Annotated in this window: 26 protein-coding genes; 8 read left to right on the top strand and 18 right to left on the bottom strand. The window is 61.0% G+C overall.

Annotated elements, in window-relative coordinates:
- Positions 1-66 precede the first annotated feature (66 nt).
- From BLV09_RS03575 to BLV09_RS03565, 3 genes are read right to left on the bottom strand one after another with little or no spacing between them, the layout of a single operon-like run.
- Positions 67-882 carry an isocitrate lyase/PEP mutase family protein gene (locus tag BLV09_RS03575; RefSeq protein ID WP_146690967.1) on the bottom strand — a complete coding sequence of 272 codons (816 nt, stop codon included), beginning with the start codon at positions 880-882 and terminating at the stop codon, positions 67-69.
- A 49-nt stretch (positions 883-931) separates the two neighbouring features.
- Positions 932-1,276 carry an antibiotic biosynthesis monooxygenase family protein gene (locus BLV09_RS03570; protein WP_146686333.1) on the bottom strand — a complete coding sequence of 115 codons (345 nt, stop codon included), beginning with the start codon at positions 1,274-1,276 and terminating at the stop codon, positions 932-934.
- Between the two features lie 43 nt (positions 1,277-1,319).
- On the bottom strand, positions 1,320-1,628 hold the full coding sequence (locus BLV09_RS03565) for an NIPSNAP family protein (RefSeq protein ID WP_167558612.1): 309 nt from the start codon (positions 1,626-1,628) through the stop codon (positions 1,320-1,322).
- Between the two features lie 75 nt (positions 1,629-1,703).
- Here BLV09_RS03565 and BLV09_RS03560 point away from each other — a divergent pair, with 75 nt between their 5' ends.
- Positions 1,704-2,399 (top strand): ArsR/SmtB family transcription factor, encoded by a 696-nt coding sequence (locus BLV09_RS03560; RefSeq protein WP_146686331.1) that lies wholly within the window; start codon positions 1,704-1,706, stop codon positions 2,397-2,399.
- A 214-nt stretch (positions 2,400-2,613) separates the two neighbouring features.
- On the opposite strand, the gene BLV09_RS03555 is transcribed toward BLV09_RS03560, so the two are convergent.
- The 3 genes from BLV09_RS03555 to BLV09_RS03545 form a co-directional block, all read right to left on the bottom strand.
- Entirely contained in the window at positions 2,614-2,847 is a 234-nt protein-coding gene (locus BLV09_RS03555; protein WP_146686330.1) for a GCG_CRPN prefix-to-repeats domain-containing protein, read from the bottom strand.
- An 89-nt stretch (positions 2,848-2,936) separates the two neighbouring features.
- Complete coding sequence (locus BLV09_RS03550; RefSeq protein WP_146686329.1) at positions 2,937-3,221, bottom strand: twin-arginine translocation (Tat); 285 nt, start codon at positions 3,219-3,221, stop codon at positions 2,937-2,939.
- Positions 3,222-3,355: 134 nt separating this feature from the next.
- On the bottom strand, positions 3,356-3,805 hold the full coding sequence (locus BLV09_RS03545; RefSeq protein ID WP_146686328.1) for a hypothetical protein: 450 nt from the start codon (positions 3,803-3,805) through the stop codon (positions 3,356-3,358).
- A gap of 147 nt (positions 3,806-3,952) precedes the next feature.
- On the opposite strand from BLV09_RS03545, the gene BLV09_RS03540 reads away from it, so the two are divergent.
- The gene (locus tag BLV09_RS03540) at positions 3,953-4,534 is read left to right on the top strand and encodes a GFA family protein (RefSeq protein WP_244548955.1); all 582 of its coding nucleotides are present in this window, start codon (positions 3,953-3,955) and stop codon (positions 4,532-4,534) included.
- Between the two features lie 44 nt (positions 4,535-4,578).
- On the opposite strand, the gene BLV09_RS03535 is transcribed toward BLV09_RS03540, so the two are convergent.
- The 6 genes from BLV09_RS03535 to BLV09_RS03510 all read right to left on the bottom strand — a co-directional run bounded on the left by BLV09_RS03535 (position 4,579) and on the right by BLV09_RS03510 (position 9,833).
- The gene (locus BLV09_RS03535) at positions 4,579-4,893 is read right to left on the bottom strand and encodes a hypothetical protein (protein ID WP_146686326.1); all 315 of its coding nucleotides are present in this window, start codon (positions 4,891-4,893) and stop codon (positions 4,579-4,581) included.
- 129 nt (positions 4,894-5,022) lie between these two features.
- Complete coding sequence (locus tag BLV09_RS03530) at positions 5,023-5,985, bottom strand: dihydrodipicolinate synthase family protein (protein WP_146686325.1); 963 nt, start codon at positions 5,983-5,985, stop codon at positions 5,023-5,025.
- A gap of 204 nt (positions 5,986-6,189) precedes the next feature.
- Positions 6,190-6,537 (bottom strand): hypothetical protein, encoded by a 348-nt coding sequence (locus BLV09_RS03525; protein WP_146686324.1) that lies wholly within the window; start codon positions 6,535-6,537, stop codon positions 6,190-6,192.
- 182 nt (positions 6,538-6,719) lie between these two features.
- Positions 6,720-7,292, bottom strand: a complete 573-nt coding sequence (locus tag BLV09_RS03520; protein WP_146686323.1) for a hypothetical protein — start codon at positions 7,290-7,292, stop codon at positions 6,720-6,722.
- The gene (locus BLV09_RS03515) at positions 7,285-8,187 is read right to left on the bottom strand and encodes a hypothetical protein (protein ID WP_146686322.1); all 903 of its coding nucleotides are present in this window, start codon (positions 8,185-8,187) and stop codon (positions 7,285-7,287) included. The genes BLV09_RS03520 and BLV09_RS03515 overlap by 8 nt, the downstream gene beginning before the upstream one ends.
- Positions 8,188-8,300: 113 nt before the next feature.
- Positions 8,301-9,833 carry an acyl-CoA carboxylase subunit beta gene (locus BLV09_RS03510; RefSeq protein WP_146686321.1) on the bottom strand — a complete coding sequence of 511 codons (1,533 nt, stop codon included), beginning with the start codon at positions 9,831-9,833 and terminating at the stop codon, positions 8,301-8,303.
- A gap of 140 nt (positions 9,834-9,973) precedes the next feature.
- On the opposite strand from BLV09_RS03510, the gene BLV09_RS03505 reads away from it, so the two are divergent.
- Positions 9,974-10,384, top strand: a complete 411-nt coding sequence (locus BLV09_RS03505; RefSeq protein ID WP_146686320.1) for a DUF4260 domain-containing protein — start codon at positions 9,974-9,976, stop codon at positions 10,382-10,384.
- 133 nt (positions 10,385-10,517) lie between these two features.
- Here BLV09_RS03505 and blaOXA read toward each other — a convergent pair whose 3' ends face one another.
- From blaOXA to BLV09_RS03485, 4 genes are all read right to left on the bottom strand, one after another.
- Positions 10,518-11,336: a class D beta-lactamase gene (blaOXA, locus tag BLV09_RS03500; protein ID WP_146686319.1), complete on the bottom strand. Its 819-nt coding sequence runs from the start codon at positions 11,334-11,336 to the stop codon at positions 10,518-10,520.
- Between the two features lie 198 nt (positions 11,337-11,534).
- Positions 11,535-11,801: an EscU/YscU/HrcU family type III secretion system export apparatus switch protein gene (locus BLV09_RS03495; RefSeq protein ID WP_146686318.1), complete on the bottom strand. Its 267-nt coding sequence runs from the start codon at positions 11,799-11,801 to the stop codon at positions 11,535-11,537.
- Entirely contained in the window at positions 11,798-13,594 is a 1,797-nt protein-coding gene (locus BLV09_RS03490; RefSeq protein ID WP_146686317.1) for a flagellar hook-length control protein FliK, read from the bottom strand. The genes BLV09_RS03495 and BLV09_RS03490 overlap by 4 nt, the downstream gene beginning before the upstream one ends.
- A gap of 58 nt (positions 13,595-13,652) precedes the next feature.
- Entirely contained in the window at positions 13,653-14,438 is a 786-nt protein-coding gene (locus tag BLV09_RS03485; RefSeq protein WP_146686316.1) for an ATP12 family chaperone protein, read from the bottom strand.
- 77 nt (positions 14,439-14,515) lie between these two features.
- On the opposite strand from BLV09_RS03485, the gene BLV09_RS03480 reads away from it, so the two are divergent.
- On the top strand, positions 14,516-14,965 hold the full coding sequence (locus BLV09_RS03480; protein ID WP_146686315.1) for a hypothetical protein: 450 nt from the start codon (positions 14,516-14,518) through the stop codon (positions 14,963-14,965).
- A gap of 10 nt (positions 14,966-14,975) precedes the next feature.
- Here BLV09_RS03480 and BLV09_RS03475 read toward each other — a convergent pair whose 3' ends face one another.
- Together BLV09_RS03475 and BLV09_RS03470 are read right to left on the bottom strand one after the other, a co-directional pair.
- Positions 14,976-15,290 carry a hypothetical protein gene (locus BLV09_RS03475; RefSeq protein ID WP_244548954.1) on the bottom strand — a complete coding sequence of 105 codons (315 nt, stop codon included), beginning with the start codon at positions 15,288-15,290 and terminating at the stop codon, positions 14,976-14,978.
- A gap of 32 nt (positions 15,291-15,322) precedes the next feature.
- Complete coding sequence (locus tag BLV09_RS03470; protein WP_146686314.1) at positions 15,323-16,528, bottom strand: RluA family pseudouridine synthase; 1,206 nt, start codon at positions 16,526-16,528, stop codon at positions 15,323-15,325.
- Between the two features lie 99 nt (positions 16,529-16,627).
- Between BLV09_RS03470 and BLV09_RS37835 the strand changes: the two genes are divergently transcribed.
- The 4 genes from BLV09_RS37835 (at position 16,628) to BLV09_RS03455 (ending at position 18,864) form a co-directional block, all read left to right on the top strand.
- On the top strand, positions 16,628-16,780 hold the full coding sequence (locus BLV09_RS37835) for a hypothetical protein (protein WP_244548953.1): 153 nt from the start codon (positions 16,628-16,630) through the stop codon (positions 16,778-16,780).
- Between the two features lie 93 nt (positions 16,781-16,873).
- The gene (locus BLV09_RS03465; protein ID WP_244548952.1) at positions 16,874-17,383 is read left to right on the top strand and encodes an alpha/beta hydrolase; all 510 of its coding nucleotides are present in this window, start codon (positions 16,874-16,876) and stop codon (positions 17,381-17,383) included.
- 89 nt (positions 17,384-17,472) lie between these two features.
- Positions 17,473-18,177 carry a hypothetical protein gene (locus BLV09_RS03460; RefSeq protein ID WP_146686313.1) on the top strand — a complete coding sequence of 235 codons (705 nt, stop codon included), beginning with the start codon at positions 17,473-17,475 and terminating at the stop codon, positions 18,175-18,177.
- A protein-coding gene (locus tag BLV09_RS03455) for an IS5 family transposase (protein WP_146686312.1) occupies positions 18,101-18,864 on the top strand; the annotation gives its coding sequence in 2 pieces (ribosomal slippage) (positions 18,101-18,436 and positions 18,439-18,864; 762 coding nt in all). The genes BLV09_RS03460 and BLV09_RS03455 overlap by 77 nt, the downstream gene beginning before the upstream one ends.
- Positions 18,865-18,905: the final 41 nt, after the last annotated feature.

Below are 18,905 nucleotides of genomic sequence, written 5' to 3'. Positions count from 1 at the left end.
ACCGTTGCGATATGGACTTGAGCGCAGCGGGCATCGATTGCCCGCTGCGTTTTTCTCTGCGGAGTTTCAGCCGAACATCTTGTTCAATTCGCCGCCGGGATAGCCATTGGCGAGCTCGGTGAACGTCCCCTTCTCCGCGATCTCGCGCGCCGACCGCATGAAACCGGCCCACGCCGTGCGCGCCAACGAGCCGCCGACGCTGATCCGGCGGACGCCGAGATCCTCGGCCTGCTTGACCGAAAGACCGGACGCGCCGATCAGGAGATTGACCGGCTTCGGCTGCACGGCCTTCACGATGGCCGTGATCTCTTCTTTGGTCTTGATGCCGGGCGCGTAGAGACAGCCGGCTCCGGCTTCCGAATAGGCTTTCAGCCGATCGATCACCAGGTTCAGATCGGCCTGTCCCCACAGGAACGCCTCGCAGCGCCCGGTGAGCAGCACGCCGCTTTTATCCGCGTCGATTGCCTTGCGCGCCGCCTTGATGCGCTCGATAGCCAGGCTTCGCTCGTAGAGCGGCCTGGCCTTGTCGCCGGTGGAGTCTTCGATCGACAACCCCGCGACGCCGGTTTTGACCGCGCGCGCGACATTGGCCGCGACGCCTTCCGGCTCATCGGCAAAGCCGCCTTCGAAGTCCGCGTTGACAGGCAGATCGACCGCGCCGTTCAGCTCTGCGAGATGATCGCAGACGTCATCGACCGTCACATGGTTATCGGCCTTGCCGATCGACCACGCAAAGCCCGCGCTGGTGGAGGCGATCGCCTTGAAGCCGAGATGCTGCAGCGCGCGTGCGCTGCCGATATCCCAGGGATTGGGCAGCACGAAGCATCCGGACTCGTGCATCTTGTGAAAAGCTTTTCGTTTATCTGCTGCTGTTACCGGCATCATCTTTTTCCTTCTTTTTCTACGCAACGAAACCGCGCGAGCATTGGCGTCAGGCGTGAATGGCGCGGCTATCCTTCGGCGCCTGCGCACGATCGTTCATGCCGTAGTCGCGGATCACACCGGCAATGCGCAGACGGTAATTCTCGAAAATCTTCGCCCGCCCTTTAGCCTGGCTCCTGCGATGCTCTGCCACGTTGCGCCACGCCTCGACAGCGGCCTCATCGCGGAAGATCGACAACGACAGGATCTTGCCCTTCTCGGTCAAGCTTTCAAACCGCTCGACAGAGATGAAGCCGTCGATAATCTCAAGGATCGGCTTCAGTTGGCCAGCAAGGTCGAGATAGTCCTGTTTATATTCCGGCTTCGGCCAGACTTCGAAGATGACGGCGATCATTTCTTCCTCCCTTGCGGATCGAGGTAGCCCCCGCCGCGATGGCCTATAATGCCACCTTACGCAGAAAGGTTCGCTCTTCCGCCAGAATAAATTGGTGTTCCTCGGCGAAATTGAAATTGGCAACGCCGTCGCTGTCGGTGCGCAGCCGCGCCCGATAGCTCTCATAGGCTGCGAGATTCTCGAACGAGATCAGCGCGAACGCAATGTTGTTGGTGCCCTCATGCGGCATCCAGTAGCCCTGGAGATCGCCGCCCGCCTTTGGAATGATGGTGAGCCAGCGTTTGGCATATTCTTCAAACATCGTGCGTTTGAATGGATCGATCTGGTAGCGGATGAAAACGGTGATGGCCACGGGAACCTCCGGCGTTGCTGACAGTGGAGAGAATAGACGCTTGATCGACGCTAACGCTTCGGCTATCATCGAACTATGAAAGCAGGTCCCGATATCGCCATGGTCGCCTCGCTGGTCGGCGATCCCGCGCGCTCCAATATGCTGACGGCGCTGATGACCGGCCGCGCGCTGACCGCAAGCGAACTGGCGCACCAGGCTGGCGTCACGCCGCAGACCGCGAGTTCGCACCTTTCGAAGCTCGAGGCCGGCGGGCTGATCGAGCAGGAGAAGCAGGGCCGCCACCGCTATTATCGCCTCACCGGCCCCGATGTGGCCGCTGTGCTGGAGGGGCTGGAGGGCCTTGCCGCGCGCGCCGGCCATTTGCGGGTACGCACCGGGCCGAAGGATCCGGCGCTGCGCCGTGCGCGGGTCTGCTACGATCATCTCGCCGGCGATCTCGGCGTGCAGATGCTCGACAGCATGAAGAAGCAACGGCTGCTGCGCCAGCGCAAACAGGATATCGAATTGACCACTGAGGGCGAACGCTTCCTGAGCGAGAGCCTGCAGATATCGACCGAGGCCCTCGCCCACCCGCGCCGCCCGCTGTGCAAGAGCTGCCTCGACTGGAGCGAGCGGCGTCATCATCTCGCCGGCACGCTCGGCGCTGCGATCCTGAACAGGTTCACGGAATTGAAATGGGCCGCGCGCGATGCCACGCCCGGCAGCCGTGTCGTCAATTTTACCCGTAATGGCGAGAAGCGGTTTGCCGCCCTGTTCGGCGAGAACGAATAGCGCGTCTCGATCCCCTGAAAAAATTCAGCGAGCCGACGCCCGCTTCTCGAAAATTATGTGAGAGCAGGAGCGGAAACAGGGACCGATACTGCGGCCCCTGCCCCAGCTAGAGCATGATTCAACTGAGTTGAATCATGCTCTAGGTGTTATCTTTTTGTTTGAGCATGATCTTTTCGGAAAACTGGTTTCCACTTTTCCGGATCATGCTCTAGCGTCAGTTCCTGAAGCACTTCTTGCCGTACGGCCCGGTGTGCCAGCCGGGAGGGCAGGTAAACAGCGGGCGGCACATGCCGGCCGGGCCGCGATGCATGCCGGGGCCGCAGCCCTGCGCGACGCGCGTGATTTCGTTCGAAACGGGCTTGTCAACCGGAGCAATCGGCATGGCCTGGGCGGAGACGCTCATCGAGCCGAGGCCGATGGCAAACGCGGAAGCAGCAAGCAGTCTCATGGATGTTTCCTTTCCTCTGGTTTCGCCGCGACGCGGCACAATCATTTACGCAAACAACATGGCAGGCCGGTAACGCCAAACGATCGGCCTTACCAGCGGCGGCGGTGCCAGTGATGACGATGCCAGCCCCAATGACGACGATGCCAATGCCTGTGCCAGTGATGGCCCCAGCGGACCTGCTCCGGCTTCAGATGATCGACGTCAGCTTGCGTCACTACCGCAGATTCTGTGTTTTCGCCACGCGCAGGCACGAGGCCCTGCACCGGTGAAATCGGCGATAACGGCACAGCGTTCGCACCCGCAGCAAGCGCTGTCGCGCCCGCTGCCACTCCGGCTACGCCAAAGGCGAGTTTTAGAAATTCTCGGCGCTCCATCTGTTCTCCCTTCGCACAAAGTTGAATCAACGAAGGGGAGTTTCGCTGCGCCGACATGAATGTTCGCTGAACCGCGGCGCAGGTTTGTGACGCGCAGGCGACAACGCTGGAACGACACTGATGTCTGGGAGCACCTATTTCTGTTTCTGCCGGTCGAGAAACTCCTGCCCCTGCTTCAGCATCTGCTTCGTCATCTCGTTAGCCTTGGCGTCATCATCATCGTCACTGTCAACATCATCCTTGGTGGTGTCGGCCTTGGTCGCGGCCGGCGGCGCCGATGGATCGGGACAGTTCAGGTCGGCATCCTTCACGCGGGTGTAGGAATGACCTTCGGCCGCGACGTGGGTGCACATCACGAAATCCTTTGCGCCTGCGGGCACCGGCTTGACGCAAACCACCGTGGCAAAACCATCAGGGATCGCCATGTTGCGGTTCACCTCGCAGGCCATCACCTGCGCATAGGGATTGTTCGCGGTCACCGTAACCGTCTTCTTGTCCGCGCTGAGCGTGCAGGTCGCAACGTCAGCCGCGAACGCCGGACCGGCGGCGAACAAGATCGCCACCGCACCAAACCATCTGTTCATGAAATCCCCTTCTCGCCACCATCGGCTCTCTTGGTCGCGGCGGGACGAGAATTGGTTCATGCGGACCGAGAACAGGCAAACTCCCGTTCGTCATTCCGGGATGCGCCTCTCGGCGCAGGCCCGGAATCCATACTCCCTGTTGCGGTTATGGATTCTCTGATGCGCAATTGCCGCATCAAAGCGCGCTCGTTTCAATGCCGATGCGGCAAGGTGAAGTTGGAGGCAATCGGCCGGCCGATTCTGACCGCCTCCTGCTATTGCGCGAGTTGCCAAGAAGCCGGAAGTCGCTTCGAACAACTGCCTTCCGCGCCACCCGTGCTCAATCCCGACGGTGGAACAGACTACGTCCTATATCGAAAGGATCGAGTGCAATGTGTGACAGGGCAGGAGTATCTTGAAGAGCACCGGCTCAAGCCTGATTCCCCGACCCGCCGGGTCATTGCCACATGTTGCAATTCGGGCATGTTCCTCGACTTTACCAAGGGACATTGGCTGACGATGTACCGGAACCGCTTTCCGGCAGGCGCGCCGCCCCTTGAAATGCGGGTCATGACACAAGACCGACGAGACGGCGTCGAGCTTGCTGATGACTTGCCGAACTATGATGGTCACTCTGGCAAGTTCATGTTGAGGCTTATCGCCGCTTGGATCGCGATGGGTCTCCGCAGGCCAGAAATCACCTTGGGAAAGACCGCTTGCCGTGGGCGAAATTTCGCGCCGATGCAATGATGCGTGTCCGAATCTGGCGCTTCTGTTCACGCGCTAATGAATGTTCAGGCCGCAAATTCTTCCGCGAGCACAAAGCTCTCGCGCGTGCGCGTGACATCCGGCCAGTCGCGATTGAAATCAGCGACCAGCCGCTTCATGTCCGCGCCATTTATCGCGCGATCCAGCGAGGCTTCGCCAGCGAACTGATACGTCGCCTCATGCTGACTGGGATCGGTGAGGCTCCAGCACCGCCACGCCTTGGTCACGCCAAACGATTTTGTCGCGTCCGGCAAATGCTCGCGGCTGTACCAGGTGTCAAAGGCCTTGCGTTTGGCGGGATCGGAGACGGTGGCGCGGACGACGAAATAGGCTGTGGGCATTTTTTCTTCCCTCTATGTTCATCGCTCTTCGTAGGGTGGGTTAGGCGAAGCCGTAACCCACCAACGGAAGCACCGTACATAAACACTTCGGTGGGTTACGCTACGCTAACCCACCCTACGCTAACGACCCTATGCGGCGTTGCGTCCGAGCGCCGCTTGGGTGCCGAGCAGCCCCGCCTCGATCAGCGCGTCCCGGATCCGCGCAACTTCCGCGTCTGATATCTTGACCAAAGGCGGCCGCACCACTGCGCGCGGCAGCTTGCCGAGCAGCACCAGCGCTTCCTTCATGCGGTTGTGCATGTCGACAAAGGGATCGGCGTAGAATACGCGGGCAAGAGGATAAATCCGGTCGTTCAGCCGGCGGGCTTCCGCGAGATCGTTGGCCTTTACGGCGCGATAGAGTTTTGCCTGGAGGTCGGCAATCACGCTGCCGCTGCCGGAAAGCAAGCCATTGCAGCCGAGCACCAGCGAACTCAACAGCCACGCGCTGTTGGTTGTGAGCACGTTGATCGGACGCCTGCGCCCCTGCAACGCGCGTATCTGGCTCTCATGCTGCGGCACGAGCGGCGTCCAGTCCTTGATGGCTCGAATGGTTGGCACTTCGTCGAACAACCGCTCCAGCGTCACCGCCGGATAGCCTTGGCCCGTGGCCAGGGGATATTGAAACACGATCAACGGCAGATCGGTCGCGTCCGCGATGGTCTTGAAATGGGCCAGCGCCATCTCCGCCGACTGGCCGAGCGCGAAGGGACCCGGCGGGAAAACCAGCAGCGCCGAAGCCCCGCCGGCCTGAGCCTGGCGCGCGATCCGCGCCGCCTCCAGACTGCCGTCCGCCCAGACCCCGTGAATAACAGGCAATCTGTCGCCGACTTCTTCGCCCGCGATCTCCATGACGCGACGCTGCTCTTCCGGGGTGCACGAGGCAACCTCGGTCGAATGGGCGTTGACTGTGATCGCCGACAGTCCTTGCACATCAGCGACATCGCGCAAGTGAGCCCGGAAACTCGCCTCGTCGATCGACAGATCGCCGTGGAAGGGTAGCAGTACCGCCGGGATCACACCTTGAGGCACGAAATCAGGATGGCGGGGCATCGGATCGGCTCCCTGGTCGTTATTTTTGTTCGCAAGCTCCGTATGGCGGATCAGCGTAGCGTAATCCGCCAAAATCTCAACAACACTCGGCGGGTTATGGCTTCCGCCTTCGCTCTTCGAGTTACGGCGGACAAGTCGCCTGGCCCGCCCCGCGCTGACCAGCCAGCGAGTAGCGCGCATGAGCGAAGCAACGTGTGAGACTCGTCAGATCAGCTTAACCGGCGCATCGCGAACTACGCGAAGGCCGATCCTGCTGATCAGGTCCGAACGGCGCGCCTCGGCGGCGTTGATGGCAGCGTCAGTCTGCCGCAACGTACTGACATTCGATCCGAGCGACACGATTCCGCCGAGCATCAAGGCAATCGATCCGAGCGCGGCGGACTGGCCGGCCCCGAACAGGCCAAGCATCGCGACGAGCAGCAAGGCGACGCCACTGACGATCGCAGCCTTGGACGCCAGAATGAACTTCCGGCATCGTTCGGCGGCCTCAGCAAATGCCTCGATCCGCTCCTCGATTTCTGAAATCTCGTCGGTCGGATCGTCTTCAGTCATAAGATACAAGCTCGTGGAGCGGATTGGGCGACTTCTCCGCCGTAACTCGAAGAGCGAAGGCGGAAGCCGTAACCTACCGCCGATCGCGCGGAACGAAAATGGCGGGTTACGGCTTCGTCTAACCTACCCTACGACGCTTGCCCTGTTCTTTCGCAGCTCCAGATATCGCCTCGCTCATCCGGCTACGCTTGCTCCGTTTTCCCAGATTGGTATTCTTTGTACAAACGATTGTATTGCTCGTAGTGCCACGTTAGCTGCCGCATAAGATCAACTAGTTTCCAAGTTTTTGTACAAACGTAAATGAGCAGCCCAACATCTACCACTATAAGATATTGGTTGAGATAATCGCAGTCGAACAACCGAGTGAGAGCGGCCATGCCAGCCGATGCAAGTAACAGAGCAATTTGGAGTAAGAGAGTAAATTGCGGCCAGAACAAAAATTGATCAAATAGCTTTTCGTCGCGAAGATAGCTGGAGAATGGATATTCAGCGACCATCCGCTGCACTTGACCAATCGTCGCGACAGACACCGAGCCGAAAAACCCCGCAACGACTGCGATGGCAGAGAGCACCGTCGCAATGCTGCCGTCCGTTATTTGGGGCCGTAGAGAACTCCTCACGAGGAACACGACGCCAATTGGCAAAGCGCAACAGATAAATAACCACCACGGAACATAGGCTAAAAATCCACGCCGCGAAGCGGATAATCCCAAGGCCTCGGCCAGCACAGACCAAAAATTCGGACATCTATCCATCCTCATCATCCACGCCAGAAGATTCAAATTGACGCGCGATTTTTCGAATCCGCGTGACGTAGGCCTGATTGAATGGATAAGCTAACTTTTCTGGCACATTAATTCGTACCCCAACGCTTTCGTCGCGCACCGAGTCCTCTTCATCCACCGCCAATTCCGTTGTTCTTCCCGGCTTTGGCACTTTCACTTCGGTCCCTTCATCAGTTCGACCAACAAATCCAACCTTTGCGTGCCCACTCTGTTGCAGTTGCTGCACCGATGTGAGGAACCCTCCTTCCAACGTCATCGGCTCAGAGGAAGGCGCTGTCGCCTTTCCGCTGATTTTCTTTATGTGGTCGAGCTTACGGCTTTCATCGAGCTTTAAGCCGAGATCTCCCGTGTGCGGATTTACCGGAAAAATGTCGAACGTCACCTCAATCAACCGAAACCGATTGATAGCTTTTCGAAGATCAAATGTTTCTTTTATTGGCTCGACGACAAAAAAAGCTCGATGTCGATGCACCAGAATTTGATGGAGTCTCGACATTGCACTATCGGCCCGCACCTGGTTACTGTCAGAACAAGCAATCATGCGTAGGCGCGGCAGACAGACGAACGCCGCATTCGGATAATCGTCGTCGTCAACCTCTATTTGATATGTTTCATCTTCGTTGGCGTCGTAACTTGTCACTTCTCTTTCAGTTGAATGACGACCAATTAGGCCAACGAAATCTGATCGGTATTCGCGCACGAACATCAGCACGCTATCGCGCTTCCCGCGATATTCCGCTAGCTCACCATACGCGTCAGTTCCTCTCGAACGCTGAAACAACTTGAAGTGATGATCGGGGTGAATCTCGCGCTCTTTTTCCCCGACGATCTTGGTCAGCGTGTACCTGTATAGCTTGTAGTGCATCGGTTGGCCCCCCAGCCAATGCACGCACTGTAGCTGTCTGCAGCTATTTTACAACGAATGATTGCGCAATATTTGGCTTAGTCATTAAGCGAAGCTACGACGGGGGCTTTCCATCACAACGGCAAATTGTCGTGCTTCTTCTCGGGCATTTCCACCTTCTTGTCTTTCAGCATCGCCAGTGCCCGCGCGACCCTTCGCCTGGTCGAATGCGGCATGATGACGTCGTCGATATAGCCGCGCTCGGCGGCGATGAAGGGCGACAGGAAGCGGTCTTCGTATTCCTTGGTGCGCGCGGCGATCGCCTCGGTGTCGCCGATGTCGCCGCGGAAGATGATCTCCACCGCACCCTTGGCTCCCATCACGGCGATCTGCGCCGTCGGCCATGCATAATTCATGTCGGCGCCGATTTCCTTTGACGCCATCACGTCGAACGCGCCGCCATAAGCCTTGCGCGTGATCACCGTGACCAGGGGCACCGTGCATTGCGAATAGGCGAACAGCAGCTTGGCGCCGTGCTTGATCAGCCCGCCATATTCCTGCGCGGTGCCCGGCAGGAAGCCCGGCACGTCGACGAAGGTCACGATCGGAATATTGAAGGCGTCGCAGAAGCGCACGAAGCGTGCCGCCTTGCGCGAGGCGTCGCTGTCGAGCACACCCGCCAGCACCATCGGCTGGTTGGCGACGAAGCCGACCGTGCGGCCGGCGATGCGGCCGAAACCGGTGACGATGTTCTTGGCAAACGTCTCGGAGATTTCAAAGAAGTCGCCCTCGTCCACGACTTTCAGGATCAGCTCCTTCATGTCGTAGGGCTTGTTCGGATTGTCGGGGATCAGCGTATCCAGCGACATCTCCACGCGCCCGATGTCGTCGAAACTCGGCCATTCCGGCACGCCGTCGGTATTGTTGGAAGGCAAAAAGTCGATCAGCCGGCGCATCTGCAACAGCGTCTCGACGTCGTTTTCGAACGCGCCGTCGGCGATCGAGGAACGCGTGGCGTGCACCGAGGCGCCGCCGAGTTCTTCCGCCGTGACCACCTCGTTGGTGACAGTCTTCACCACATCAGGACCGGTGACGAACATGTAGCTGGTGTTCTTCACCATGAAGATGAAGTCGGTCATCGCAGGCGAATAGACGTCACCGCCGGCGCACGGCCCCATGATGACGGAGATCTGCGGGATCACGCCCGACGCAATCACGTTGCGGCGGAACACATAGGAATAACCGGCCAGGGCAGCTACGCCTTCCTGGATGCGCGCGCCGCCCGCGTCGTAAAGCCCGATGATCGGCGCCCTCGCCTTCATCGCCATGTCCTGGATCTTGACGATTTTCTGGGCGTGGGTTTCCGACAGCGAGCCGCCGAATACGGTAAAATCCTTGGCGAAGACAAACGTCTTGCGGCCGTTCACGGTGCCCCAGCCGGTGACCACGCCGTCGCCGGGTACCCTGGATTTGTCCATGCCGAATTCCACCGAGCGATGCTCGACGAACATGTCGAACTCCTCGAACGAGCCCTTGTCGAGCAACAGCTCGATGCGCTCCCGCGCGGTCAGCTTGCCGCGGGCGTGCTGCGCTTCGATGCGCTTTTCGCCGCCACCGAGCTTGGCGCCGGCGCGCCGTTCCTCAAGGGTATCAAGGATATCTTTCATGTCTGCATTTCCCGCTGGGGTTTTTTGCCTTCTAACACGCCCTTTTCCGAACCGGAAACCGGCTTTTCGGACACGAACTTCATACGCCCGAGGACGACACTGGGCTACAATAGCAGCTCAATTCAGGGGGAAGCCGAGCCATGAGCGAAACAACCGCGACCGAGGCCACGGGCGCCGCCACCGGCGGATTGCGCACGATGCTGCGGCTGGAAGGGCTGACGCTGTTTATCGGGATGACGCTGCTTTACGCCGTCTGGGGCGGATCGTGGTGGATTTACGCGGTCCTGTTCCTGGTGCCCGATCTGAGCTTTGCGGCCTATCTCTCAGGGCCGAAATTCGGCGCCATGATCTATAACACCATGCACAGCTACATGGCGCCGATGACCCTGATGACCACGGGCTTTGCCCTGGCCTCGCCGCTCACGCTTTCGATCGCGCTGATCTGGCTCGCCCATATCGGCATCGACCGCGCGCTCGGCTACGGCATGAAATACAGCGCCGGTTTCAGCTTCACCCATCTCGGCCGCATCGGGAAAAATTTTAGCGTTTGAACAACCGTCTGAAAACGCTTTGAGGTCTCTCCACTGTCATGCCCGGTTTTATCCCGGGCATCCACGTCTTCTCTCCGCAAGCCGCAAAGACGTGGATGGCCGGGTCAAGCCCGGCCATGACGGACATTGAGCATTAGATCGCGCCGATGTCGCGCAGGCACGTCTGCGTCAGCGTCATGCGATCGGCGATATGACGCGGCTCCGGGCAGTCCATGTTCAGCGCGAACACGGTCGGCGTGGTGCCCTTCTCGACCCAACCCACCATCCAGCCGAGCGACGGCTTGCCGGTCTCCGCGCCCAACAGGCCGCTCTTGGCCCGGATGGTGGCGTCGCCCACTTTTGTGACCGGGAGGATGTCGCACACCAGATCCTGGCTTCGTTTCGAGACCGGCAGCACGCCGCGACGCAGCCGATCGAGGAAATCGATCTGCTGCACGGGATCGATCCGCAAATCGCCGGTCAGCCAGAACTGATCGATGCCGCCGCCGATGTTGTGGTTGCCGTAGTCGAACAGGTCGACATATTTCTGCATCCGCTCTTGCCCGATGCGCCGCGCAATCTCCTGATAGACCGGCACGGCGGAAGCGGCGATCGCCGAGCGCATGGTGTGATCACGATTCCACGCCTCGATGCTGCGCTTCACGCCATCCCACTTGAAGACGTCCTTGTCCGGATCCTGCACCACGCCGGTTTCCAGCGCGATCAGCGAATTCGGCACCTTGAAGGTGGAGGCCGGCAACCTTGCTTCACCCGACCGATCCTTGTCGCTGGCGATGATCAGGTAGTCGTCGACCTTGTAGCCGACAAAGGTCCCGGCCGTTCCCTCGTCGATAAACCGCTTGGCGAGATCCTCGCGGATTTCGCTGCGCTGCTGCGCCACGTCGGCAAAACTCCGCGACGGCAGAACACCCGCGGCGGCAATAAGACCGAGGGCATGACGACGATTGATCACGGCACATTCCAATGTGATGACGAGAATGCGGCAGAGATCAACGACATCGTGGTGAAACGATGACGTTCGAAAATGTTGGAGCCTGGTTCAGCTTCGCTGAATCAGGCTCGTCGCTTTATCTCTTGTTTGGGCATGATCTATTCCGAAAACCGGTTTCCACTTTGCGCTAACGCGGCCCTTTCGGGTCGGGATCATGCCCTACCTCACCCGCCCCGACATCCGCAGCACGAAGATCAGCACCTCCGCCACCGCCTTGTAGAGCTCCGCCGGAATCTCGTCGCCGAGTTCGACATGCGACAGCGCGCCGGCCAGCACTTCATTTTCCTCGATCGGAACGCCGTTGGTCTTGGCGACCTCGATGATCTTCTCGCCGATGCTCCCTCTGCCCTTGGCGACAACCCGCGGCGCGCCGGATTTATCGTAATGCAGCGCGACCGCAAGCTGGTTCTTTGCGTTTCCGCTCATAGCGCGCGGTCCAGAAAATGCCCGGCGCGCGCGGCGGTCGATTGCATCGGTGCACCGTCGCGGATCACGATATCGCCGGGCCGCAAGTCCGCGCGGCTCAGCGCCTGACTGAGCTGCGATACCCCGGCGCGCAATTGATCGGCCGTCGCCGGCCGTTCCGCCCACATCCGCACCGAGGTCCGGTCACCATTCAATGAGACCAGCGCATGGACCGGCCCTGTCGGTTCGACATCGAGCGAGAACCGCGCGCGCCAAACCCGCTTGGCCGCTTCAGTCTCGGTGCCGCCGCCATCGCGCGAAATCTCGAACTGCGCCATCGCCGTTCCCTGCGGCGTTGCAAACGGGATTTCGAAATTCCATCGCGGCGCCGCTGGATCGATCCGGCCCACCATCGAGCCGGCCTGGTCCGGCAGCGAGGCGACCTGCAACAGCGTTTGCCGCGCAATGGCCCCATCAGTATCCGTGAGTAGATGGCGCATCGCCGCGTCCGGCGAGGAATTCGTCACCAATGTCGCCGGCATCACCGGCTGCGCCGCAGGCAACGCGCCACTGAGCGGCGGTGGCGGCACATTGGTGCGGGCAAATTCGGCCTCGTCGATACCAGCGATGCGTGCGCCGGCCACCACCGGCAGCAGCGACAGCATCGCCCCATTATCCGACGCGAGCCCCGCCAGGTTTGCTGCGCCCAGCGGAGCGGCCTGAACGGCCTCCTGCAACAGGTTGAGGGCGGCGCTGCTTGCAGCCGTGCGGGCAGCCGCATCCGCCGATGTCGTCGCGGACGAAATGACAGCGCTTGCGGCGCTGAACTCGAAAACCGCTTGTGAAAGCTGCGGCGTATCGCCTTCCGAAGCATTGAGCACCAAGGCCTCGGCCGTGAGCAGCGGCGCCAGCGCGGGCGATGCGGTAGCGACCATGTCAGGCTCGGCCGTCATCGTGACCGGCAGCGACGAGACTTGAACCGTTGGCGATGTGCCCTGCGGCTGCACGACGGTTACTGTGGTCGTGCCCTGCGGAACCGTTGTGGCTGTCGCGGTCGGCACGCTTGGCGTCGGCGCCGTCGGCGCCGCGGCATTGAGCGATGTCGTCAGCACCTGGCGCAGCACGATCAGCGCCGCCTTGAGATCCGGCGTGCCGGACGATGAAACCGATCCGGCCGCCAGCGAAGCTTCCAGAAAGAGGCCGGAGCTCTGGAACGCCTGCTTGATGTCCTCGCCGGTCAAATTTGGGTCGAGGCTGGTCTGTTGCGCCAGCACCTGCGCCACGGCCTGCTGAAGCTGCGGCGACAGGCCGCTGATGCCGGCGGCAACGCCGAGATTGGAAAACAGCGGCGCCAGACTGGTCTGCTGGGTCGCCGCGGTCTGCGCCGCGGCAGAGACAGCAAGCGTCTCCAGCGGCGCGAGCTGATTTTGTGAAAGAACAATCGCCGACGTGATTTGCGCGGCGATATTGGCGACCGCGCTGGGCGCAAGCGTCACGGTGTCGGCGGCGAAATTCGCAGCGGCGGGATTGGCGGCCCCCTGGTTGGCCGCAGCGCCGCCCTGCTGGTTGACCACCGCGAGCTGGATGCTGCCGTCGGACGCTTGCGACACCGAAAGCTGCAGCGTCTGGCCGGCCTGCAGCGGCACCTGCGTGACCACATCGATCGACTGGCCGCCGATCGAAATCTGCGCCTGATCGTTGCCGAGGATTTGCAGCACCTGGGCCTTGACCACCGTCCCCGGCTGCAGCACGACATCCGCCGTCGCGCCCTGCACGGCGACGAGCGGCACACTCTGATTGATGACGATCGACATGGCTTCGCTTCACCGGGTCATGCCCGGCCAAAGCTACTCTTCTGTCGTAAACCTCTCGTTAACCGATGGCGGATTCAGAAGCTTTAAGAATGCTCACGGCAGCCTTGAAATCGACCAGCCGGGCCGCGCGGCGTGCCGCGACCTCCTCGTCCGCACCCCATTTTTCGTTGTTCCAGTCCTCATCGACATGCGCGGCGGCCCAGACCTGATCGGGATCGAGCACGCCATGCAGCAGCGCCAATGCCAGCAGCGCCGAGCCGGTCAGCGTCGTCACCACATGCAGCGCCGCAACCGACCAGGCATCTTTGGGAAATACGGCCCGCGCCGCCTTGATCGCCGCATCCGGCTGGGCGACATGCACGATCCCCTCCGCCAGAATGAAATGGGCGCCGAGCTGGTCCGCGGCCCAGAACAACACCGGATCCCAAGCCGCTGCCTCGCGCGCCACCAGCGCCTCGGGATGTCCGGCACGATAAAACAGCAGATCCGAGCCGAGATATTTCGCGACATCGTCAGTGACCGCATCGGCCCGATCGACCACGCCTTCGATTACGCTGTTGGCAAATCTCGTCAGCGGCATCGTCAGGGGATCGATGATCTCCTTCTGTGCGTTCCATTCCGCCGCGATGCCCTCGGCGAGCTCGCGCCTCGGCGCCACCAGCGGACGCCCCGACGGCGTACGAACGGTCTTGCCATCGAGGACGACGGCAAATCCTTCGGGCACCTCAGCGACGCCGGCCTGCGCGTAAAAACGCTTGCGCTGCGGCCCGCGCGTGGTGCGCCTGACCGCCTCCTCCGGATCGAGCGGAGAATGTCCTGCAACTTCGTCAAACAATTCACGCATTCGGGTTTCGTCTGTCCATCCGCGATCGATTTTGTGCAGAGTATGATAAGTTTGGACTCGAATAAAGCGAGCCGGCGATGGGGAAAATCTTCGTAAGCGTCGTGGGTCTGTTGGCCGGCTTGGGAGTCTCACCCGTTCAGGCCGGTTTCCGTTCGCCGGAATCGCTGGTGAGGAACGTCTACGCCTATTATGGCAATGGTTCGTCCGACCTCTCGCACGGGCTCGCGCGCGATGCCGCCACCACGCAGCAATTTTTCGATCCGAGCTTGCGCGGCGCATGGAGCCGGCTGAAGAATCCGCCTTACGATTTCTTCGTGCAAAGCCCGACCTGGAAACTCGGCGGCATCTCGATCGCCATCCTGCGCAAGCAATACGACAAGACCTATGTCGCTGCGGCCTTCGACAACAAGGGCCGCGCGGTCACGCTGAATTTCATTCTGGTCAATGGCCCCGACGGCTGGGTCATCACCGATGTCGAAAGCCCGCACGATTCACTGCGGATGTTCCTCGCGCAGTTCGATAATTAGCGGTTTGCCGTCATCTGTTGGCGCAGGCGCGCGAATAGGCCGCGCGCTTGCCGGGGCCATATCCTGCTGCGGCCGCTTCATCGAGGCATCGGTTGATCCGGTCGCTGAAGGAACTGCGCCGCGAGGCTTGCACATGCGGCTGCGACGGCACGTTCATCCTGGGCACAACAGGCACTTCGATTTTGGGCGATGGCGGCGGGGCCAGTGGCGGCGGGTTGAACTGCGACCAGCCCGGCGGGATCATCTGCTGAGCAAAGGCCGCGTCAGCGACCGATACGCACGCGATCGTGGCGATCAAAATCGATAATTGTTTCATGGAGGACATGTCGTGATCCTGCGAAATAACCGCAAGATCAATTATTCTTCAGGCGCATTCTCGATCGGGTCGAACCGGTCGGCCTCAAGCCCCAGCAGGTTCCAGGATTGCAGCATGTGCGGCGGCAGCGGCGCGGTGGCGTCGATTACGCCGCCGCGCGGATGCGGAATCACGATCCGGCGCGCCAGCAGATGCAACCGTTTCTGCAGGCCGCCCGGCAGCTCCCAGTTTTCCTTGTTGAAATATTTGGGATCGCCGACGATGGCGTGATCGATATGCGCCATGTGCGCGCGCAATTGATGGGTCCGTCCCGTGACCGGCTTCAGGGATACCCAGGCGAGCTTCTGCGCCGACGTCTCGACCACGGCATAATAGGTCACGGCATGACTCGCGCCCTCGTCGCCATGGGCCGCGATCCGCATGATGGTGTCGTCCTCGCTCTCTTCCTTGGCGAGGTAGGTCGAAATGCGGCCCTGCTTCGGCTTCGGCACGCCGGCGACCAGCGCCCAGTAAATCTTGCGCGCCGAGCGATGGCGGAATGATCCGGTCAAGGCGGTCGCGGCAAAACGCGTCTTCGCGACCAGCAGGCAGCCCGCGGTTTCCTTGTCGAGCCGATGTACCAGCCGCGGCTTTTGCCCCTTGGCGTCGCGCATCACCTCCAGCATCTGATCGACGTGCCGCGTGGTGCCGGAGCCGCCTTGCACCGCAAGCCCGGCCGGCTTGTTCAGCACCATGACGTCGGCATCCTCAAACAGGATCATGTCCTTGAGGGCTTGAAGCGTCTTCGCTTCGGCTTCCGAGAGGTGTCCGGCGACCTTGGGCGTATCCAGCTTCAGCGGCGGAATGCGAATGCTCTGGCCTTCTTCGATCCGGTCCTTGCTGTCGGCGCGCTTGCCGTTGACGCGCAACTCGCCTTTGCGAACAACGCGCTGGATGTGGGAGAACGACAGGCCGGGAAAGCGCGCCTCCAGAAAGCGATCCACGCGCATGCCGTTCTCGTCCGCGGTCACGACAACGGTCTGAACCTTGGTCGGCAGCGGCGGCGGCTCGGCGGCGATCTTTTCGGGCTCGGGAATGAACGGAGCCGGCTTGGCCACACGGGGCGCAGAAAACCGCGCAGGCGGCTTGCCGCCGGGGCGATGCGCCTGCGGCCGTTCGGCCTGCGAGCCGCGATAGGGGTGCGCGCCCTTGGGGCGGTCGCCCGGCGCGCGGGACTTTGCCAGTGGTTTTTTGAAGCGTCGGCTCATGGCCGTTGCGTAGCGCAAAAGCAGCGAATCGTCACGGCGAATCACTGCGAATTCGGCCATCATCGACAAAACAGCCGGGAAATCAGCGGGAGCCTCGGAATGTCGTTGAAATCGGTTCTGGGTGTGGTCGCGGCATTGATCATCACGGTGACGGCGGCACAGGGCCAGGAAGGCCCGATGCCGGCTGATATCGCAGCCCGGCTGCAAGCGCTCGGCCGCGTCATCGATCCGCCCAGGACTGCAGCGCTCTAGGCACCGCTCCAGCAGAGGGAACCGTATCCGGGCGTCAGGATCGAGCGCGATGTTGAATACGGCGCTTCCATTCGCAATCTGCTCGACGTCTTCATGCCGGAGACAGCGGCTTCGAACCGTCCGGTGCTGATTTTCGTTCACGGCGGCGGATTCATCGCCGGCAACAAACACGCTCCCGGCAGCCCGTTTTACGACAATGTGATGCTATGGGCGGTCAAGAACGGCTTTATCGGCGTCAACGTCACCTATCGCCTCGCGCCGCAATCACCGTGGCCGGCGGGTGCGGAAGATCTGGCCAGCGCCGTTCAATGGACCTCGGACAGGATCGGCGAGCGCGGCGGTGACCCTGCCCGCCTCTATCTGATGGGACATTCCGCAGGCGCGGTTCATGTCGCTAACTACGTCTCGCACCCCGAGTTTTACAAAGTGAGGGATGGCGGACTAGCCGGCGCCATCATGATCTCCGGCATCTATGACCTCACGGAGACACCGGCCGGTGACGCCGAGATCGCCTATTTCGGCTCCGATCCCTTCTATAATCCGAGCCGTGAGGTCAAGCCCTCTTCTCCGGCGCGCTCGATGTCTGATATTGCTCCGTTTTGAGAGCGGGCCCCCCTGAATTCAGGCATTGTTAACTCGAATCAATGAAGCTGCTCCCGACAGTGCAGTGCGCATTTGCGGGAGTAAGGCTTTTGGCGACGATTTCCGCAACCGCGCCGTCGATCGGCAATGTCCTGGCGCAGCTGATTGCCAGCGGTTCCAGCGCACCCCCGGCGCCGACAGCCACCAGCAGCAGCTCCGCTTCCTCATCCGCGGCGACATCGAGCGCCGGCTCCGGCGCGGCAGTCTTCGTTACGCTATCCGATCAGGCCAAAGCGGCGGCCGCCGCCAAGGTGCAGTCCGATCAGGACGCCGCCGACCGTTTGCAAGCCTATGTCGATCAACAGCGCGCCAACAACGCCGGCACCAAAACGGGCGCGCCCGTCAGCTTGCAGGGTATCCTCGAAGAGAACACCGAAGCGACCGACACCCCGCCGGCTAGTGCACAACCGACAACCGGCTCGAAGGTCGAAGCGATCGTGGCGCAGATCAAGACGCTCGCCGACGCCAATGAACCGCCGCCGTTCCAGTCATTCGTACCGAGCAAGAGCCTGTCGAACAGCTTGACCGTCGATGGCTTCACCCTGACGGTCGATACCAATGCCAGCACGCAGTTTTATGGGACCGCGCTAAGTGGCAACGGCACTCTAGGTGGTGTGGACTCTAAGGATTCCCTTTTAGGAGCAAATCAGATTCAAGGCTTCTTTTTGGGAGGCGGCCTTGGGTGTGATGGATCGGTTGGTTTTGAGCGATGCGGCTTGGGAGCGGATGGCGCCTCTGATTATAGGTCGGCCTGACCAGAAAGGCTCCACCGGGCGCGACAACCGGATGTTCGTGGAAGGTGTGCTGTGGATCGTGCGGACGGGCTCTCCCTGGCGTGATCTTCCGGAAGCGTTCGGGGATTGGAACAGCGTGTTCCGGCGCTTCAGTCGATGGAGCATCAAGGGTGTTTGGTGGCGGATCTTCGAGGCGATGTCCGACGACCCGGATTTCGAATATCTGATCGTCGATTCCACCGTCGTCCGGGCGCATCAGCACGCTGCCGGGGCGAAAAAAGGGGGTCTGAAGATCAGGCGCTTGGCCGCTCGCGCGGCGGCCTGAGCACCAAGATACATCTGGCCGTTCGCGGCCTGGGATGTCCGGTGCGCTTCACGCTTACCGCAGGTCAGAAGGGCGATGCACCGCAAGCCGCCGCATTGATCGAGGGATTGCCCGCCGAGATCGTTATGGCCGATACAGCCTATGACGCCGATCATTTGCGCGAAGCCATCGCCGCCAAGGGAGCGCTCGCCGTCATCCCCAACAACCCGTCACGCGCGCTCAAATATCCGCTCGACAAACATCTCTATGCCCAGCGCCATCTTGTCGAATGCTGCTTCTCCAAGCTCAAGCAATTCCGCCGCGTCGCCACCCGCTTCGAAAAGACCGCTCGAAATTACCTTGCCGTCATCACTCTCGCAGCCATCATCTTATGGATGCGATAAGTGTCCACACCACCTAGTCCTCGACAAGCATTTCGGGTCGG

This window comes from Bradyrhizobium canariense, from assembly GCF_900105125.1.
Taxonomy (GTDB): domain Bacteria; phylum Pseudomonadota; class Alphaproteobacteria; order Rhizobiales; family Xanthobacteraceae; genus Bradyrhizobium; species Bradyrhizobium canariense_A.
Note: the sequence above shows the minus strand (reverse complement) of the source record. Positions and strands in the feature narration are given on the sequence as shown.